At 73.1% G+C, this 16,523-nt stretch carries 21 protein-coding genes; 1 reads left to right on the top strand and 20 read right to left on the bottom strand.

The features are described 5' to 3' along the window. Positions 1–2: 2 nt before the first annotated feature. The 7 genes from priA to hisD are packed head-to-tail and all read right to left on the bottom strand — an operon-like array spanning position 3 to position 5,040. Positions 3–728, bottom strand: a complete 726-nt coding sequence (gene priA / locus BMY89_RS24480; RefSeq protein WP_092382406.1) for a bifunctional 1-(5-phosphoribosyl)-5-((5-phosphoribosylamino)methylideneamino)imidazole-4-carboxamide isomerase/phosphoribosylanthranilate isomerase PriA — start codon at positions 726–728, stop codon at positions 3–5. Between the two features lie 22 nt (positions 729–750). After that, positions 751–1,071, bottom strand: a complete 321-nt coding sequence (locus BMY89_RS24475; protein ID WP_092382405.1) for a hypothetical protein — start codon at positions 1,069–1,071, stop codon at positions 751–753. A gap of 30 nt (positions 1,072–1,101) precedes the next feature. Continuing rightward, positions 1,102–1,776 (bottom strand): imidazole glycerol phosphate synthase subunit HisH, encoded by a 675-nt coding sequence (gene hisH, locus BMY89_RS24470; protein WP_232521528.1) that lies wholly within the window; start codon positions 1,774–1,776, stop codon positions 1,102–1,104. Next, entirely contained in the window at positions 1,773–1,946 is a 174-nt protein-coding gene (locus tag BMY89_RS30560; protein WP_170147688.1) for a hypothetical protein, read from the bottom strand. Before BMY89_RS30560 ends, hisH begins: the two co-directional genes overlap by 4 nt. Positions 1,947–1,980: 34 nt before the next feature. Continuing rightward, positions 1,981–2,592: an imidazoleglycerol-phosphate dehydratase HisB gene (gene hisB, locus BMY89_RS24460; protein ID WP_092382403.1), complete on the bottom strand. Its 612-nt coding sequence runs from the start codon at positions 2,590–2,592 to the stop codon at positions 1,981–1,983. Positions 2,593–2,632: 40 nt separating this feature from the next. Then, positions 2,633–3,721, bottom strand: coding sequence for a histidinol-phosphate transaminase (locus BMY89_RS24455; RefSeq protein ID WP_092382402.1), 1,089 nt, complete (start codon positions 3,719–3,721; stop codon positions 2,633–2,635). After that, positions 3,718–5,040 carry a histidinol dehydrogenase gene (gene hisD / locus BMY89_RS24450; RefSeq protein ID WP_092382401.1) on the bottom strand — a complete coding sequence of 441 codons (1,323 nt, stop codon included), beginning with the start codon at positions 5,038–5,040 and terminating at the stop codon, positions 3,718–3,720. The genes BMY89_RS24455 and hisD overlap by 4 nt, the downstream gene beginning before the upstream one ends. Before the next feature lie 106 nt (positions 5,041–5,146). Here hisD and BMY89_RS24445 point away from each other — a divergent pair, with 106 nt between their 5' ends. Continuing rightward, positions 5,147–5,848, top strand: coding sequence for an LON peptidase substrate-binding domain-containing protein (locus BMY89_RS24445; protein WP_092382446.1), 702 nt, complete (start codon positions 5,147–5,149; stop codon positions 5,846–5,848). Here the strand turns inward: BMY89_RS24445 and BMY89_RS24440 are convergent. The 13 genes from BMY89_RS24440 to ftsZ all read right to left on the bottom strand — a co-directional run bounded on the left by BMY89_RS24440 (position 5,760) and on the right by ftsZ (position 16,451). Beyond that, positions 5,760–6,548 carry a DUF2567 domain-containing protein gene (locus tag BMY89_RS24440; protein ID WP_092382400.1) on the bottom strand — a complete coding sequence of 263 codons (789 nt, stop codon included), beginning with the start codon at positions 6,546–6,548 and terminating at the stop codon, positions 5,760–5,762. The two genes, BMY89_RS24445 and BMY89_RS24440, sit on opposite strands and share 89 nt — an antisense overlap. Before the next feature lie 111 nt (positions 6,549–6,659). Beyond that, positions 6,660–8,069 carry a MinD/ParA family ATP-binding protein gene (locus BMY89_RS24435; protein WP_092382399.1) on the bottom strand — a complete coding sequence of 470 codons (1,410 nt, stop codon included), beginning with the start codon at positions 8,067–8,069 and terminating at the stop codon, positions 6,660–6,662. A 96-nt stretch (positions 8,070–8,165) separates the two neighbouring features. Next, positions 8,166–9,185 carry a hypothetical protein gene (locus BMY89_RS24430; protein WP_175510416.1) on the bottom strand — a complete coding sequence of 340 codons (1,020 nt, stop codon included), beginning with the start codon at positions 9,183–9,185 and terminating at the stop codon, positions 8,166–8,168. A gap of 40 nt (positions 9,186–9,225) precedes the next feature. Further along, positions 9,226–10,170: an RluA family pseudouridine synthase gene (locus BMY89_RS24425; RefSeq protein WP_092382398.1), complete on the bottom strand. Its 945-nt coding sequence runs from the start codon at positions 10,168–10,170 to the stop codon at positions 9,226–9,228. Then, positions 10,167–10,811: a signal peptidase II gene (gene lspA / locus BMY89_RS24420; RefSeq protein WP_092382397.1), complete on the bottom strand. Its 645-nt coding sequence runs from the start codon at positions 10,809–10,811 to the stop codon at positions 10,167–10,169. The genes BMY89_RS24425 and lspA overlap by 4 nt, the downstream gene beginning before the upstream one ends. 67 nt (positions 10,812–10,878) lie before the next feature. Further along, positions 10,879–11,298, bottom strand: coding sequence for a TraR/DksA family transcriptional regulator (locus BMY89_RS24415; protein ID WP_092382396.1), 420 nt, complete (start codon positions 11,296–11,298; stop codon positions 10,879–10,881). Positions 11,299–11,528: 230 nt separating this feature from the next. Next, positions 11,529–11,834 carry a DUF167 domain-containing protein gene (locus tag BMY89_RS24410; protein ID WP_092382395.1) on the bottom strand — a complete coding sequence of 102 codons (306 nt, stop codon included), beginning with the start codon at positions 11,832–11,834 and terminating at the stop codon, positions 11,529–11,531. A 17-nt stretch (positions 11,835–11,851) separates the two neighbouring features. Continuing rightward, the gene (locus BMY89_RS24405) at positions 11,852–12,436 is read right to left on the bottom strand and encodes a hypothetical protein (RefSeq protein WP_092382394.1); all 585 of its coding nucleotides are present in this window, start codon (positions 12,434–12,436) and stop codon (positions 11,852–11,854) included. Positions 12,437–12,510: 74 nt separating this feature from the next. Further along, a complete protein-coding gene (locus tag BMY89_RS24400) occupies positions 12,511–13,308 on the bottom strand; it encodes a DivIVA domain-containing protein (protein WP_092382393.1) in 798 nt (265 codons plus the stop codon). Positions 13,309–13,352: 44 nt separating this feature from the next. Beyond that, complete coding sequence (locus BMY89_RS24395; RefSeq protein ID WP_092382392.1) at positions 13,353–13,658, bottom strand: YggT family protein; 306 nt, start codon at positions 13,656–13,658, stop codon at positions 13,353–13,355. A gap of 29 nt (positions 13,659–13,687) precedes the next feature. Further along, positions 13,688–14,383: a cell division protein SepF gene (locus BMY89_RS24390; RefSeq protein ID WP_092382391.1), complete on the bottom strand. Its 696-nt coding sequence runs from the start codon at positions 14,381–14,383 to the stop codon at positions 13,688–13,690. A gap of 193 nt (positions 14,384–14,576) precedes the next feature. Then, positions 14,577–15,326: a YggS family pyridoxal phosphate-dependent enzyme gene (locus BMY89_RS24385; protein WP_092382390.1), complete on the bottom strand. Its 750-nt coding sequence runs from the start codon at positions 15,324–15,326 to the stop codon at positions 14,577–14,579. A gap of 9 nt (positions 15,327–15,335) precedes the next feature. Next, the gene (gene ftsZ, locus BMY89_RS24380; RefSeq protein ID WP_092382389.1) at positions 15,336–16,451 is read right to left on the bottom strand and encodes a cell division protein FtsZ; all 1,116 of its coding nucleotides are present in this window, start codon (positions 16,449–16,451) and stop codon (positions 15,336–15,338) included. Between the last annotated feature and the right edge of the window lie 72 nt (positions 16,452–16,523).

Below are 16,523 nucleotides of genomic sequence, written 5' to 3'. Positions count from 1 at the left end.
CCTCAGGGGCGGGCGAGGACCGCCAGGGCCTGCGCCACGGTGAACGCCCCCGCGTAGAGCGCCTTGCCGGCGATCACACCCTCCACGCCGATCGGCTCCAGCGTGGCCAGCGCGCGCAGGTCGTCGAGGGTGGAGACGCCGCCGGAGGCGATCACCGGGGCGTCGGTGCGGGCGCAGACCTCGCGCAGCAGGTCCAGGTTCGGCCCGCGCATGGTGCCGTCCTTGGTGATGTCGGTGACCACGTACCGCGACGCCCCGGCCTTGTCGAGCCGCTCCAGTACCTCGAACAGGTCACCACCGTCGCGGGTCCACCCCCGCGCCGCCAGGGTCCGGCCCCGCACGTCCAGCCCGATCGCCACCCGGTCGCCGAACTCGCCGCAGATCCGGTCGCACCACTGCGGGTCCTCCAGGGCGGCGGTGCCGATGTTCACCCGCGCGGCACCGGTGGCCAGCGCGGCCCGCAGCGACTCGTCGTCGCGGATGCCGCCGGACAGCTCCACCCGTACGTCCAGGCGGCGCACCACCTCGGCGAGCAGCCCGGCGTTGGAACCCCGACCGAACGCGGCGTCGAGGTCGACCAGGTGGATCCACTCGGCGCCGTCACGCTGCCACGCCAGGGCGGCGTCCAGCGGGTCGCCGTAGGCGGTCTCGCTGCCCGCGGTGCCCTGCACCAGCCGGACGGCCTGGCCGTCGGCGACATCCACGGCGGGCAACAGGGTGAGGCTCATGTGTCTTGTCCCTCTCACGTCATCAACGGCGGTCCAGGGCGATCACCACGATCACCGGCAGTACGAGCAGCAACAGCACGATCAGCACCAGGCGCAGGGCCAGGTCGGGCACGAGCACCCAGATGAGGGTGATCGCCGCCAACGTCAGCGCCACGATGGTGGCACGTTCACGCCGCGAGTACCTCGGCAGTCGCCCGGTGCGGCCACGGCGCACCGTGGGCACCAACCGGCGGACCAGCGCCCGGCGTCGGGTCCGCCGGGCCACCGCACGTTCCCGCTGCACCCGGCGACGGGCAGCCTCCGCCTCACGGACCGCCCGGCGCTGGGCCCGTTCCTTGCTCATCGTGGCCTCCGGCGCGGGTCGCCCACCGGATCAGCCACCGGCGGGCACCGTGTTCAGCCAGTTGCGCAGCAACGCGGCGCCGGTGTCGGCGGACTTCTCCGGGTGGAACTGGACCGCCGACAGCGGTCCCCGCTCCACCGCCGCGACGAAATCGCAGTCGTGGTGGGCCGTGGTCACCCCGGCTCCGGCGGCGGCCAGCGCGGCGGTGTCCCCGACGGCGTACGAGTGGACGAAGTAGAACCGGCTGTCCGCGGGCAGGCCCGCGAAGAGTACCGAGCCCACCGGCGCCTGCACGGTGTTCCAGCCCATGTGCGGCAGCCGGACGGCGGCGAGCCGGGTGACGCTGCCCGGCAGCAGGCCCAGTCCCTTGGTGACCACGCCGTGCTCGTCGCCGGACTCGAAGAGGATCTGCATGCCGACGCAGATGCCCAGCACCGGTCGGCCGGCGGCGACCCGCCCGGCGATCACCGGACCGGCGCCGAGCGCCTCGATGCCGGCCATGCAGGCGGCGAACGCGCCCACCCCGGGCACCACCAGACCGTCGGCGTCGGCCGCGACGGCGAGATCGCCGGTGACCAGCACGTCGGCCCCGGCGGCAGCCAGCGCCCGCTCGGCGGAGCGCAGGTTGCCCGAGCCGTAGTCGAGCACCACGATCCGGCGTCGGCCCGCCGGGGAACCCGGTTCGCCGAGGGTCCGCGCCGTCACGATCCCTCCCCGGGCAGCAGCCAGAGCACGCCGGCGGCCGTGGCCAGCAGCGCGAGCAGCCCGGTGACGACCACCGCGCCCCGGGGCGCCCCCTGCCGGTGCAGGGACAGCGCCCCGCCGACCAGCACCCCGGCCAGGATCAGCAGCAACGTGGGCAGTACGCCGCTCATCGCCGCCACCTCCACGAAGCGACGCCCGGGCCGGTCACAGTGCGCCCTTGGTGCTGGGAATCGCGCCGGCCGCGCGGGGGTCCAGCGCGGTGGCCTCCCGCAGCGCCCGGGAGACCGCCTTGAACTGCGCCTCCACCACGTGGTGGGCGTCCGGATTACCGCCCGGCCGGGCCGCCCGCAGCACGTCCACGTGCAGGGTGATCCGGGCCGCCTGGCCGAAGGACTCCCAGATGTGCCGGGTCATGCTGGTCGGGTAGACCGGTCCGATGTACGGCGCCAGCGGCGGCTCGTCGTGCACGACGTACGGCCGGCCGGACAGGTCGACGGCGGCCCGGACCAGCACCTCGTCCATGGGCACGGTGGCCGAGCCGTACCGTCGGATGCCGGCCTTGTCCCCCAGCGCCTGGTCGAACGCGGCGCCCAGCGCCAGCGCGGTGTCCTCCATCGTGTGGTGGGCGTCGATCTCCAGGTCACCCACCGTCCGCACGGTCAGGTCGAAGCCGCCGTGCCGGGCGATCTGGTGCAACATGTGGTCGTAGAAGCCGACCCCGGTGCTGATCTCGGCCGCTCCGACGCCGTCGAGGTCGACCTCGACCAGGACCTTGGTCTCCTTGGTGATCCGCTCCACCCGGGCGGTCCGGCTCATGGTGTGCCTTTCATCGGTCGCGGCTGCGGGACACGTGCGCTCACGCCGCAGCCTCGCTCAGCATCCTGTCGACTGCGGCAAGGAAGGCGTCGGTCTCGGCGGGGGTGCCGGCGGTGACCCGCAGCCAGCCGGGCAGACCGACGTCGCGCACCAGCACACCGTGGGCCAGCAGGGCCCGCCAGGCCACCGACTGGTCGCCGCCGACCTCGTACAACACGAAGTTGGCGTCGCTGTCGGCGACCCGCAGCCCGCGGTGGCGCAGCTCGGTGACGATCCGGTCGCGCTGCTCCATGATCGCGGCGACCGTACCGAGCAGGGCATCGCGGTGCGCCAGCGCGGCGCGGGCGGCGGCCTGGGTGAGCGCGGAGAGGTGGTACGGCAGCCGAACCAGCTGCACCGCCGCCACCACCGCCGGGTCGGCAGCCAGGTAGCCCAGCCGACCACCGGCGAACCCGAACGCCTTGCTCATCGTCCGGGTCACCACCAGCCGTGGATGCCCGGCCAGCACGGCCAGGGCGCTGACCGTGCCCGGTCGGGCGAACTCCGCGTACGCCTCGTCGACCACCACCATGCCGGGCGCGACGTCGAGCACGGCGGCGATCACCGCCGGGTCGAGCGCGGTGCCGGTGGGGTTGTTCGGCGAGCAGAGGAAGACCACGTCCGGGCGATGCTGGCGGACCTGCGACACCGCCTCCTGCGCGGTCAGTCCGAAATCGGCACCCCGGCGGGCCGGCTCCCAGCGGGTACCGGTGCCCAGCGCCAGCAGCGGGTGCATCGAGTACGCCGGGGTGAACCCGAGTGCGCTACGACCCGGCCCGCCGAACACCTGGAGCAGCTGCTGCTGGACCTCGTTGGAGCCGTTGGCCGCCCAGACTCCCTCGGCGGTCAGCCCGTGGCCGAGGTAGCCGGCCAGGTCGGCGCGGAGCGCCAGCGCGTCCCGGTCCGGGTAGCGGTTGAGGTCGCGCAGCTCGGCGGCGACCGCCTTGCCGATCGCCTCGACCACCGGCTCCGGCACCGGGTACGAGTTCTCGTTGGTGTTCAGCCGCACCGGCACGTCCAGCTGCGGCGCACCGTACGGCGACAGTCCGCGCAGGTCGTCGCGGATCGGCAGCTCGTCCAGACCGGTCATGCCCGATCACCGAACCGGGCGGTGACGGCCTGGCCGTGCGCCGGCAGGTTCTCCACGTTCGCCAGGGTGACCACGTGCCCGGCGACCTCCCGCAGCGCCGCCTCGGTGTACTCCACCAGGTGGATGCCGCGCAGGAAGGACTGCACCGACAGCCCGGAGGAGTGCCGGGCGCAGCCGCCGGTGGGCAGCACGTGGTTGGAGCCGGCGCAGTAGTCGCCCAGCGACACCGGCGAGTACGCGCCGACGAAGATCGCCCCCGCGTTGCGTACCCGCATCGCCCAGTCGCGGGCGTCGACGGTCTGGATCTCCAGGTGCTCCGCCGCGTACCCGTCGACCACCCGCAGCCCCGCCGCCAGGTCGTCGACCAGCACCACACCGCTCTGCTCGCCGCCCAGCGCGGTGCCGACCCGTTCGGCGTGCTTGGTCACCGGCACCTGCCGCGCCAGCTCCCGGTCCACCGCGTCGGCCAGCGCGACCGACGGGGTGACCAGCACACTCGCCGCGAGCGGGTCGTGCTCGGCCTGGCTGATCAGGTCGGCGGCGACGTGCACCGGGTCGGCGGTGTCGTCGGCCAGGATCGCGATCTCGGTCGGTCCGGCCTCGGCGTCGATGCCGACCACGCCGCGCAGCAGCCGCTTCGCCGCGGTCACCCAGATGTTGCCCGGGCCGGTGATCATGTCGACCGGTGCGCAGTGCCCGCTGCCGGCGGCGTCCACGGCACAGCCGTACGCCAGCATCGCCACGGCCTGCGCGCCGCCGACGGCGTACACCTCGTCGACGCCGAGCAGCGCGCAGGCGGCCAGTACCCGCGCGTCGGGCAGACCGCCGTTCTCCTGCTGCGGCGGGCTGGCCACCACCAGCGACCGGACGCCGGCCGCCTGGGCGGGCACCACGTTCATCACCACGGTCGACGGGTACATCGCCAGTCCGCCGGGGACGTAGAGGCCGACCCGGTCGACCGGTACCCAACGCTCGGTGACCGTGCCACCCGGCACGACCTGGGTGGTGTGGTCGGCCCGCCGCTGCTCGTCGTGCACCCTGCGGGCCCGGGCGATCGACTCCAGCAGGGCGGCGCGAACCTGCGGGTCCAGCGTGCCCTCCGCCGCCGCGATCGCCTCGGTGGGTACCCGCAGCGACTCCGGGGCGACCCCGTCGAACCGCTCGCTGGCCTCGCGGACCGCCGGGTAACCATGCTCACGGACCGCCGCCACCAGGGGACGGATGCGCTCGACGGCCACCGAGACGTCGAGCTGGGCACGCGGCAGCAGGTGACGCGGGTCCGCCTCGGCGGCACCACGCAGGTCGATCCGGTTCAACACCCCTGCGAGTCTAGGCGGCCCGCGACGGGCCGACCGACGCCGCCCGCTGTCCGGGACGGTGAGCCGGGACACGCCGCCGGCCGGCGATCGGGCTACGCTTGATCACGTGACCGTACGGCTGCCGGTGTTCCCGCTCGCCACGGTGCTCTTTCCCGGGCTGGTGCTGCCGCTGCACATCTTCGAGGAGCGCTACCGCGCCCTGGTCCGCCACCTGGTCGGGCTGCCCGAGGGGGCGCCACGCGAGTTCGGTGTGGTGGCCATCCGCAGTGGCTGGGAGGTCGCTCCCGCCGCCGGCCGGGTCGTGCCCGGCACCGGGGAGGTGACGCTGCACGAGGTGGGCTGCACTGCCGAGCTGCGGCAGGTCACCGAACTCGCCGACGGCGGCTTCGACATCGTCACCGTCGGGCGGCGACGGTTCCGGATGGCCGACGTCGACCACGACTCCGCGCCGTACCTGACCGCCGAGGTGCAGTGGCTGCCCGAGCCGGACGGCCCGGACGCGACCGCCGACGTGCTGGCGGCGCGGGTGATCGCCGTCTTCCGGCAGTACCTCGGCCTGATCCGGGCCGAGGCCGGTCAGCTGACCGAGCAACTGCCCGAGGATCCGACCGTGCTCTCCCACCTGGTGGCCGCGACCGCGGCGCTCACGGTCGCGGACCGGCAGCGACTGCTCGCCATCGACGACACGGCGGCCCGGCTGCGCGCCGAACTGCACCTGCTCAACCGCGAGGCGGCTCTGCTGCGCCAGGTGCGGGCGGTTCCGGTGCCGCTGGCGGAGCTGGCCACGGCGCCGCCGGCCCCGAACTGACCCCGTCCGCCGACTCGGCGGACGGGCCGACCGGCGGGTGGCCGGTGAGCCAGGCAGCCGCGGGATCCGGTTCCGGCTGCAACGACGGCCACCGCGACCAGCCGGCCAGCAGGGTGTACGCCACCGCCGCGCCGAACGCCGGCAGCAGCAGGTTGCCGTACGGCACCGGCAGCACCCCGAGGAACAGGTCGACCCCGCCGGCCCGCAGGTCCGCCGGCTTGGTCAGGGGCGTCCCGTCCGGTGCGGTCTCCAGCAGCCGCTGGTAGCCGGCCAATCCGATGCGGCGACCCACCTGCCAGGCGACGACTCCGGCGGCGAGCCCGCCGAGCACCACGGCGACCAGCCCGACCGGTCCTCGGCGACGGCGCAGCACGAGCCACACCGCGAGCGCGGCGAGCACCCCGAAGGCCAACCCCAGCAGGCTGAACCATCCGTCGGCGGCGACCGGCTGCTCCGGCTGCGGCTGGCCGTAGACCGCGCCGTCGCCACTCTTGATCACCGGCGTGGCGGGCGCGAGCGCCGCCCAGAGCAGCCCCAGCGGGGCGCCCAGCGCCCCGATGACCAGTACCGCCACCGCACCGACCGCCGCCACGCGGGCGGGGCGCTGCGGCTGCGGCTGCGGCTGCGGCTGCGGCTGCGGCTGCGGCACGGTAGGCGGTGCCGGTACGGGCGGTTCGGCGGCGGGGGTGTCCGGGCTCACCCGATGATCCTCGCAGTTCCCCGCGCGAGCCGTGCACGGTGTCGGCACCAAGGCGTCGGACCAGGTCCGCTGCGGCCGGCCGCCGCCACCCGATCGCCTCCCGGCGGTCGTTCAGCGTCCGAAGGGTTCCAGCATCGCCGAGGCCGCCCGCAGCCACGCCTGCCGGGTCTCGGCCTGGAGCTGGTGGTACTCGATCGAGGAGCCGGTCTCCAACGCCGGGTCGTACGGCACCACGGCCACCGCCCGCGTCCGGGTGGCGAAGTGCCGCTCCAGGTCGTCCTGCAACGGCAGCCGGCCGGGCGTGGGGCAGGAGATCAGGGTGACCGCGTTGTCGGCCAGCTCACCCATCCCTTCCTCGTGCAGCAGATCGAGCATCCAGTCGGCGCTGAACGCGGCGTCCTCCCGTGGCACCGTGGTGACCACGAGCTGGTCGGCGGCCTGCATCACGGTGCGCCAGTTCGGGCTCTCCACGTTGTTGCCGGTGTCCACGCAGATCACGTCGTGGGTGCGGCGCAGCAGCTCCAGCACCCGCTTCACGGTGAACTGGTCCAGCCGTTGGGCGAACCGGGGGCTCTCCTCACCGGCCAGCACGTCGTACGACCCGTCGGAGGCGTGCCGAAGGTAGTCGTCGAGGATCTCCAACAGCTCCGCGCCCTCGCGGATCTCGATCTGCGCCAGTTCGGCGACCAGATGCCGGATCGTGCGGGCGTGCCGGGCGCTGCCGGCGCGCAGCCCGAGGGTGCCGCGCAACTCGTTGTCGTCCCAGGCCAGCACGCCACGCCCGCGTACGCTGCCGACGGTGGCCGCAGCCAGCACGGTGGCCGTGGTCTTGTGCACGCCGCCCTTGGGGTTGGCGAAGGCGACCACCCGCGGCGTGCCCAGATCCCGGCGCAGCACGACGGCGGCCCGCTCGAGGTCACTGCTGGCGCTCTGCGCCCGCCACTCGATACGCCCCGGACGGCCGGCCACCGCCGGCGACGGGGTGGGCGGCGGCGCCACCGGGACCGACGCCACCGGTGCCGGCGGCGCGAGTGGTGGCGCCGGCGCTGGCGCCACCGGCTGGTAGCCGCCGTTGTCCAGCAACGCGTACCGGGACTCCACCGGTGGCGCGGCGTGCCGGTAGCCGTTGTCCAGCAGGGTGTACCGCGACTCCACCGGATCGGGCCGGCGCGGTTCCGGCACCGCCGGGTAGGCCGGCTCCGCCGGATACCCCGGCTGCCCCCGGTACGGCTGGGCCGGGCGGGCCGGCTCGGGTCGATAGCCGGGCTCGGGTCGATAGCCGGGGTCGACGCCGTACGGCCGGTCGACCGGCGGCCCGACCGGGGACACCCGGCCGGCGAAGCCGGTACCCGGCCCACGGCGCGGCAACGGCTCGGGCGATGGTGGTGGTGCCTCTTCCGCCGGTCGCTCAGCGGCGGGCGGCTCGTTGCTGCGACCGCCGAGGCGGGCTCGGTCGAGCAGCGCCCGCCACCGCGGTGCCGGTTCGGCGGGACGTCCCCAACCGGTCTCGCTGCCGTCCACGGCTCGCCTCCCCAGCGCTTTGGTTTCCGTCTGACAGGCTACGAACGAAAGCCCGTTCAAGCCACACCGGGCGACACACCGATGTGTCGGCAACCATCACGGTGTGGGACTCAGGTCGTCCTCCTCGACGGTGTCTGCCGAGGTAGAAGGCGTCCAAGACGTCGTGCCCGAGGGTGACGGCGAAGATGCCGCCGGTGATGGTGACGAATCCGTCACCTCCGGCGCCGGCGAGCGTTCCCCCGGCACCGGTAGCGGCACCGGCGCCAGCGGACTGGTGGTGCTGCTCGGCGTCGGTTCCGCCGTGGGCTCCCGATCGACCGGCGGCCGGACCACGTCCCGCTGCTCGGGCAGCGGCGGGCTGAACACCGTGCGCTCCAGCCGTCGGACCTCGGGCGCCGGGTCGACCACCCGCACGCCGGGTCGGGCCGCGACACCGCGCAGCTTCGCCGGTGCGGCGCGGACCACCATGGCGTAGAGGCAGGCACAGCCCGCCCGGTAGGCCGCCGCCTCCGCGTCCGCTACCTGGGCTCCGCTGGTGTACAGCTGGCGCAGCTCCCGCTCCTGCGGTCCGCCGCCGCCCAGCGCGGTGGCCCGCGAGCGGTACTCCGCGGCCTCCCGCTCCTTGCGCTCGGCGAGCTTGGCCATTCCGGCCGTCACGTCTTCGGGCACCCGCTGCGCGGGTATCCGGACGATCTCGGTCTGCCGCTCGGGCAACGGCACCCGCCCGAACACGACCGCGACGCCCACGTCACCGACCACCGCCGCCAACGATTGCGGCGTGAGGTACTCGGTCAGCGAGACCAGGGCGTAGGTGCCGCCACCGAGCAACCCGCCGCCGGCCAGGGCCGCCAGGTCGGCGGCGGCCTGCTGTTCGTAGCCGACGATCGAGTCGCCGTCGACGACCCCCACCCGGGTCACCTCGCCGACCGTCCGGTCCGGCACGGGTGGACCGCCGGTGGTGAGCACGGCCGTGGCCAGCACGGCGGCGCACGACAGAGTGGCCACCCACCCGATCAGCGGGACCCGGGCCGGGCTCTGACCGAGACCGACCACCGCGGAGGCGAGGCGGGGCAGCAGTCGCTGATCCAGCTGCCGCAGCAGATCGCCGGCACGCACGTGCGGTCCCCTCGTCGGTCGGTCGGGACGGGTGGGCGCGTCAGTCGCGGAGAATGTCCAGCGCGCGTCCCAGATCGTCAGGGTAGTCGCTGACGAAGCGGACCTCGTCCCCCGTACGGGGGTGCTGGAAGCTCAATTCTCTGGCGTGCAACCACTGCCGGTCCAGTTTCAGCCGCCCGGAAAGCGTCGGATCGGCGCCGTACGTCAGGTCCCCCACGCACGGGTGCCGCAGCGTGGAGAAGTGCACCCGGATCTGGTGGGTACGGCCGGTCTCCAGCCGCACGTCGACCAGGCTCGCCGAGGGGAACGCCTCGATCGTGTCGTAGTGGGTGATGCTCGGCTTCCCGCCGGAGACCACCGCCCACCGGTAGTCGTGATGCGGGTGGCGGTCGATCGGGGCGTCGATGGTGCCGCGCAGCGGATCGAGATGCCCCTGCACCACCGCGTGGTACCGCTTCTCCACCTCGCGCTCCTTGAAGGCCCGCTTCAGCAGGCTGTACGCCTGCTCGCTCTTGGCCACCACCATGACCCCGGTGGTGCCGACGTCGAGCCGGTGCACCACGCCCTGTCGCTCGGCGGCACCGCTGGTGGCGATGGTGTGCCCGATCGCGGCCAGCCCGCCGATCACGGTCGGTCCGGTCCAGCCCGGGCTGGGGTGCGCGGCCACCCCGACCGGCTTGTCGACCACCACGATGTCGTCGTCGGCGTGGACCACCCGCAGGCCGGGCACCGCCTGCGGCACCACCACGATCGTGGCGGCCGGCGCGGGCAGCGTCACCTCCAGCCAGGAGCCCGCCCGCACCTTGTGCGAGTTGGCGCGGACCGTTCCGTCGAGGCGGGCCGCGCCGGCGTCGACGAGCGCTGCGGCGGTCGTCCGGGAGAGGCCGAACAGCCGGGCCACGGCCTGGTCGAGCCGCATCCCGTCGAGCCCGTCGGGCACCGGCAGGCTGCGCTGGTCGCCGCCGGCGGTGAAGGTGGTGCTCATGCGCGCTCCCGCCGCCCGGTGTCGGTGTCGGTGTCGGTGTCGGTGTCAGCAGCTTCCCCGGGCGGGGCAGCCGGCCGGTCGTCGCCCGGCGCCCGGGTACCGTCGCGCTGACGGCCGGTGAACTCCAGCCCGACGGCCAGCAGCACGCCGCAGACCAGGGCGCTGTCGGCGACGTTGAAGATCGGGAAGACCCGACCGTACGGGTCGAAGACGCTGACCATGTCGACCACGTGCCCGACGAACCATCCCGGGGCGCGGAAGATCCGGTCGATCAGGTTCCCCACCACCCCGCCGACCACCAGGCCGAGCGAGATCGCCCACGGCACCGAGCGCAGCGTACGCGCCATCCAGGCGATCCAGCCCAGCACGCCGATCGCGATCAGCGGGAAGATCCAGGTGTAGTCCTTGCCGAGGCTCCACGCGGCACCGCTGTTACGGGTCAGCGAGAGATAGACGGCTCCGCCGAGCAGTCGCACCGGCTCCCGGTCGCTCAGCTCGAGCAGGGCCAGGTGTTTGGTCAACACGTCGACGGTCAGCGCGAACGCCGCGAGGCAGAGCAGGATCGTGACGGGCCGACGCCGCGATCTCGTGGCGGTGCCCGTTTCGGCGGTGCTGGACCCAGCGGGCGGTGCTGCGCTCATCTACTCCCCATCGACAATGGCGGCGGTGTGGTCGCACCGCCGCGCACGGGCGCCGGGAAGCGCGCCGTCAGCGCCGCTCCTCCAGCTGCTTGCAGGTCACGCAGAGGGTAGCCGCCGGGAAGGCGGCCAGCCGCTCCACCGGGATGGGGTTGCCGCACCGCGCACACCAGCCGTAGCCACCCTCGTCGAGACGCTCGAGAGCGCGCTCGACCTGCGTGATCCGTTCCAGGATGTTGTTTGCGAGAGAGATCTCCTGCTCCCGCTCGAACGTCTTGGTGCCGGTGTCGGCCTGGTCGTCCCCGGCCGAGTCGGTCAGACGGTCGCGCTGCAGCTCGGTGATCTCGCTCAGCGTCTGATCGTACTCGGCTCGCAGTTCGTCGTGCCGGGCCGCCAACGCGGCTCGGATCTTCTCGGTCTCCGCGGCACTGCGGGTGGACTTCGGCGCCGGCTTGCGGCCTGCGGTCCTGGTGTCGGCTGGCTTGGCCATAGTCGCTCCCTCGGCCACGGAGCCGCGGCTGGCCGCGGCACCTGGACAGGGGCCGCCGACATCGGCCGCCCCAAGTACAAAACGGGCGCGCGGCGACGAGGCCGCGCACTCCGGAGGTTGGCAAGGATACGGAACGTACAGGCGTCCGACAACGTGCCGCACCGAAGCGCCCGTTCCACCCTGACTCCCGCCGAATCAGGGCAAAGGGAACGCTAGCAGATGACGACAGTTCAGCCGGCCGGTTCGACCCCGTCGCGCAGCCGGCCCAGTCGACCGATCAGGTCCGGCCCGGCGGGACTGACCAGGAAGAGCTTGTCCCTGCTCGCCGCGCCGGAGCGCAACGACACGGCGGCCCGCCGGACGCCGAGCGCGGCGGCCAGCGCACGGCGGGCCGCCTCGGTGGCCCGCCCGTCGGCCGCCGGAGGATGCACCGCTATCACCAGGGCAGGCCCGTGTGGGCCATCGAACCGGCCGCCCACCCGGGCGCGGGACGCCCCCGGTTTCACCCGGACGGCGACGGTGAGCGCGTCATCCATCACTCCAGGGCCGGCGCTCAGCGGCGTCCGGATTCCGACAACAGGATGGTGTCCGGGGTGCAGTGCGCGCACGGGGTGAAGCCGAGATCGACCGCCTCGGCGACGGGCAACGGCTCGTGCTCCCGCCCGACCAGGTGCGGGCACTCGTCGAGGTGATAGCGCGGCCGTCCGTCGATGACCCGAACCTCGTCCGCGAGGCCGGCCACCAGGGCCGCCTGATCAGCGGTGATCTCCTGCGCCGCGGGCTCGTCGTCGTACCCGTCGGCGGGCCGCTCCCGCAGGTCCGCCACCGGCGAGCCGGGTGGTTGCCGCCACCCGGCATCACCGGTGTCAACAGTTGCTGGAGCGTACTGCGGGGGGATGCCCGGTTCGCGTCCGACCGGAGCAGCCGGGCCGGCGGGCTCCGCCGGCTGGCCCACCGGTGCTCCGTCCTGCGTCGGGGCCCGGCCGGCGGCCGCCTGGCGGGCGCCCGTGACCAGTGCCACGGCGGCCAACAGGCTGGCCGCGATCGAGATGACCAACAGTGCGCTGGAACCGCCGGCCAGGCCGAGCACCAGCAGCACCACCGCGACGAGGATGAGCGCGAGACTGATGACTATCACGGCTCACCCCCCGCCGCGTCGTACCGATGAGGCAGGGCGGGTGATCGCCGCGTCGGCGGCGGTCACCGGCCCGTTCAGCGACCGGCCTCGAGAGCTCCCGAGCGACCCCCGCCGTAGGATCCGGCGAGCCCGGCGGCGGCGAGCCCGTTGCCGGCGGCCCGGGTGCTGTCGCCCCGGGTCATCTCGGCCTCCAGGCCCTGACCGCGACCGTCGAGGTCACGCAGCTGGCTCTCCAGGTAGGCCTTGAGCCGGGTGCGGTACTCCCGCTCGAACTGCTTGAGCTCCTCGATGTGCTTCTGCAGCGCGGTGCGCTTGGCGTCCAGGCCGCCCATGGCCTCCTGGTGCCGCTGGCGGGCGTCGCGCTCGAGCGCGTCGGCCTTGGCACGGGCCTCGCGGGTGACCTCCTCGGCCTTGGAGCGGGCCTCGGAGAGCAGCTGGTCCGCCTCGCGGCGAGCGTCGGAGACGTGGTCGTCGGCCGTGCGCTGGGCCATCATCAGCACCCGCAGCGCCTGCTGCTCACCGTCGCCACCCGGCACCGCGCCACCGACGGCCCGGACCTGCTCCAGCTCGGCCTGCATGGCGCGGGCGGCCTGCTCGGCGGCGGCCTTGTCGCGCTGCACCCGGTCGAGCTGGGTCTTGACGTCGTTGAGCTCGGCCGCCAGACGGGCATCGCCGCCGGGGCCGGCGGGGGCGCCACCCCGACCGCCGCGCTCCACCTGGGCGCGCAGCTCGTTGTTCTCCTCGATCAGACGGGCGAGTTCGCGCTCGACCTCGTCAAGGAAGGCATCGACCTCCTCCTCGTCATAGCCCCGCTTGCCGATCGGCGGCTTCTTGAAGGCGACGTTATGGACGTCGGCCGGGGTCAGCGGCATCGAAACTCCTCGGGTCAGTTGCGGCCGCGATAGCGCGTCGGTCATCAGGCGGTCCTGATGATCGCCGGCTCTAACACAAACCTCATCAGCACGAACAGGATAACCAGGAGCACAAGGGAGGCCAGGTCGATGCTCACGGTACCAATTCGCAGCGGAGGGATCACACGCCTCAACGCCCAGAGCGGGGGATCAGTGACGCTCCACACGGATTCCAGTCCGGCCGATGCGCCCCGACCGGGCTGCCAGCGCCGACCGTACTGGAGCACTGCGCTCAGGACGAAACGGGCCAGAAGAATGATCAGGAAGACATAAGTGATCAGGTAGAGGACCTGAAACAAGATCGACAACACGGCAGGCGGCGTCCCTCGGGTCGGGCGGGTCAACTCAGGCTGAAGAACCCGCCCTCAGCGATCTTGGCCTTGTCCTCTGCGGTGACCTGGACATTGGCCGGTGAGAGCAGGAACACCCGGTTGGTCACGCGCTCGATCGTACCGCGCAGCCCGAAGGCCAGCCCGGCGGCGAAGTCCACCAGACGGCGGGCATCCGCCTCGTCCATTTCGGTGAGGTTGATGATCACGGGAACGCCGTCCCGGAAGTGTTCACCGATCGTGCGGGCCTCACGGTAGGTGGTCGGGTGCAGCGTGGTGATCTGGTAGCGCTGCTCCTCCTCCGGCATGAGACCACGCTCACGAGGCTGCGCCTGCGGCGCCAGAGCGAGGTTGTCGCGGGTGTGGTAGGTCAGCGCACCGGACGGCTCGCCGGTGGACCGGGTGATCGACCGGACACTGGACCGCTCGACCCGCTCGCCCCGCTCCGGACGCTCGGACTCCAGCCGATCCGCGTCGCCCAGTCGGCTCGAACGCTCGCTGATCCGGCCACGGTCACCCAGCCGTGGACGAGGTGCCGGCGGCTCCTCCGCCTCGTCCTCCTCGTCGGCGAACTCCTCGGCATACCGGCTCTGCCGATAGCGCGACTCACGGTAGCCACCCTTTTCGTAGCCACCGTCGTCGTAGGCCCGCTCGTCGTCCTCTTCGACCAGTCCGAGCCAGACCCCCGCCTTGCGCAGTGCACCCATCCCCGCGCCCTTCCCGTCCGCCGTGCGGCACACGCCCCCGCCGTGTCGCCGGTCGCGAGTGGACCATTCCTGCCCACCGAACCGGAACGGCAATCCCCCGACGCGCAATTCGCGTTGCACGTCACGCCCCCCGTCACCGGGAAGGCCGTTCCCGCAAACAACACTGATGTAATTTGCTTCCCTCGTGGTCAGGCTACCCCAGCGTGGGACGCATTCCGAGCAACGCGCTGCCGACGCGGACATGTGTCGCGCCGTGAGCGATCGCCGCCTCCAGGTCGCCGCTCATGCCGGCCGACAGCGCGACGGCCTGCGGATGGTCGACCCGCAGGGCCGCCGCGATCCCGGCCAGCCGGGCGAACGCCCGCTCCGGCTCCCAGCCCAACGGCGCCACCGCCATCAGGCCGGCCAGCCGCAGCCCGCCGGCGGCGGCGACCGAGTCGGCGACCGGGCCGAGCCCGACATCCGGATCGGCCGAGTCCGGCACCGCGCCGCCCCGCGCCGCGTCGGCGTCGATGCTGACCTGCACCAGCACGTCCAGCGGCCGGTCCCGGCCGCTGGACGTGGCGGCTGCGGCCAGCGCGGACGCCAGTCGCACGCTGTCGACGGACTGGACCACGTCCGCGTACCGCAGCACCGACTTGACCTTGTTACGTTGCAGCCGGCCGACGAAGTGCCACCGGGGCGTGACGCCGGCGGCGGCGACCTGCGTCGCCTTGGCCGCCGCCTCCTGGTCGCGGTTCTCCCCCACGTCGGTCACCCCGAGGCCGGCCAGCGCCACCACGTCGGACGCCGGATAGGTCTTGGTCACCGCGATCATGGTCACCTCGCCCCGGTCCCGGCCCGCCGCGGCACAGGCATCGGTGATGCGTGCCTGTACGCGGGCGAGCCCGGCCGCGAGTTCGGCGCGCCGGTCGGGGCGCACCAGGGCTCCACTGTCGGTCATCGGCGGCGTTCAGGACCCGTTCTTGAGGAAGTCCGGCACGTCGACGTCGTCGAAGAGCACCCGGCGCGGCGACTGCGGCGCGACCGGGGCGGCCGGCGACGGCACGACCGGGTTGCTCGGCGGGGCGGGCTGATTCTGGTTGGTCTTGCGGGTCGGCTCGGCCGCCTTGTAGGCCGGGGTGCCCCCGTCGAAGCCGGCCGCGATCACGGTGACCCGCACCTCGTCGCCGAGCGCGTCGTCGATCACCGCGCCGAAAATGATGTTGGCGTCCGGGTGCGCCGCGTCGGTGACCAGCTGGGCCGCGTCGTTGATCTCGAACAGGCCGAGGTCGGAACCACCGGCGATGGAGAGCAGCACGCCCCGGGCACCATCCATGCTCTGCTCCAGCAGCGGGCTGGAGATGGCCGCCTCGGCGGCCTCGACCGCCCGGTTCTCGCCGCGCGCGCTGCCGATCCCCATCAACGCGCTGCCGGCGCCGCTCATCACGCTCTTGACGTCGGCGAAGTCCAGGTTGATCAGACCAGGGGTGGTGATCAGGTCGGTGATGCCCTGCACACCGGAGAGGAGCACCTGGTCGGCCGTGCGGAACGCGTCCATCATGCTGATGTTGCGGTCACCGAGCGCCAGCAGCCGGTCGTTGGGAATGACGATCAGGGTGTCGCACTGGTTGCGCAGCTCGTCGATGCCGGCCTCGGCCTGCACCTGACGGCGCTTGCCCTCGAAGGAGAACGGGCGGGTCACCACGCCGATGGTCAGCGCGCCGAGCTTACGGGCGATGTTCGCCACCACCGGGGCACCGCCGGTACCGGTGCCGCCGCCCTCACCACAGGTCACGAAGACCATGTCGGCGCCCTTGAGCACCTCCTCGATCTCGTCGCGGTGGTCCTCGGCGGCGTTCTTCCCGACGTCCGGATTGGCGCCGGCGCCCAGCCCGCGGGTCAGCTCGCGGCCGACATCGAGCTTGACGTCGGCGTCGCTCATCAGCAACGCCTGCGCGTCCGTGTTGATCGCGATGAACTCGACGCCCTTGAGCCCAACCTCGATCATCCGGTTGACGGCGTTGACTCCGCCGCCCCCGATGCCGACGACCTTGATGACCGCCAGGTAGTTGTGCGGAGGTGTCATCTCCGGTCCTTTCCTTCGAGACTGGCTACTCCCCCGACCGGCTACGGCCGGGCCGGACCGGCGGTCGACGCA

It is taken from the genome of Micromonospora phaseoli, assembly GCF_900109115.1.
Taxonomy (GTDB): Bacteria; Actinomycetota; Actinomycetes; order Mycobacteriales; family Micromonosporaceae; genus Micromonospora; species Micromonospora phaseoli.
Note: the sequence above shows the minus strand (reverse complement) of the source record. Positions and strands in the feature narration are given on the sequence as shown.

Coding starts and splice junctions, on each gene's coding strand:
- priA (WP_092382406.1), bottom strand. CDS start 728: ATGAGCCTCACCCTGTTGCCCGCCGTGGATGTCGCCGACGGCCAGGCC.
- BMY89_RS24475 (WP_092382405.1), bottom strand. CDS start 1,071: ATGAGCAAGGAACGGGCCCAGCGCCGGGCGGTCCGTGAGGCGGAGGCT.
- BMY89_RS30560 (WP_170147688.1), bottom strand. CDS start 1,946: ATGAGCGGCGTACTGCCCACGTTGCTGCTGATCCTGGCCGGGGTGCTG.
- hisB (WP_092382403.1), bottom strand. CDS start 2,592: ATGAGCCGGACCGCCCGGGTGGAGCGGATCACCAAGGAGACCAAGGTC.
- BMY89_RS24455 (WP_092382402.1), bottom strand. CDS start 3,721: ATGACCGGTCTGGACGAGCTGCCGATCCGCGACGACCTGCGCGGACTG.
- BMY89_RS24425 (WP_092382398.1), bottom strand. CDS start 10,170: ATGAGCACCACCTTCACCGCCGGCGGCGACCAGCGCAGCCTGCCGGTG.
- lspA (WP_092382397.1), bottom strand. CDS start 10,811: ATGAGCGCAGCACCGCCCGCTGGGTCCAGCACCGCCGAAACGGGCACC.
- BMY89_RS24415 (WP_092382396.1), bottom strand. CDS start 11,298: ATGGCCAAGCCAGCCGACACCAGGACCGCAGGCCGCAAGCCGGCGCCG.
- BMY89_RS24410 (WP_092382395.1), bottom strand. CDS start 11,834: ATGGATGACGCGCTCACCGTCGCCGTCCGGGTGAAACCGGGGGCGTCC.
- BMY89_RS24400 (WP_092382393.1), bottom strand. CDS start 13,308: ATGCCGCTGACCCCGGCCGACGTCCATAACGTCGCCTTCAAGAAGCCG.
- BMY89_RS24390 (WP_092382391.1), bottom strand. CDS start 14,383: ATGGGTGCACTGCGCAAGGCGGGGGTCTGGCTCGGACTGGTCGAAGAG.
- BMY89_RS24385 (WP_092382390.1), bottom strand. CDS start 15,326: ATGACCGACAGTGGAGCCCTGGTGCGCCCCGACCGGCGCGCCGAACTC.
- ftsZ (WP_092382389.1), bottom strand. CDS start 16,451: ATGACACCTCCGCACAACTACCTGGCGGTCATCAAGGTCGTCGGCATC.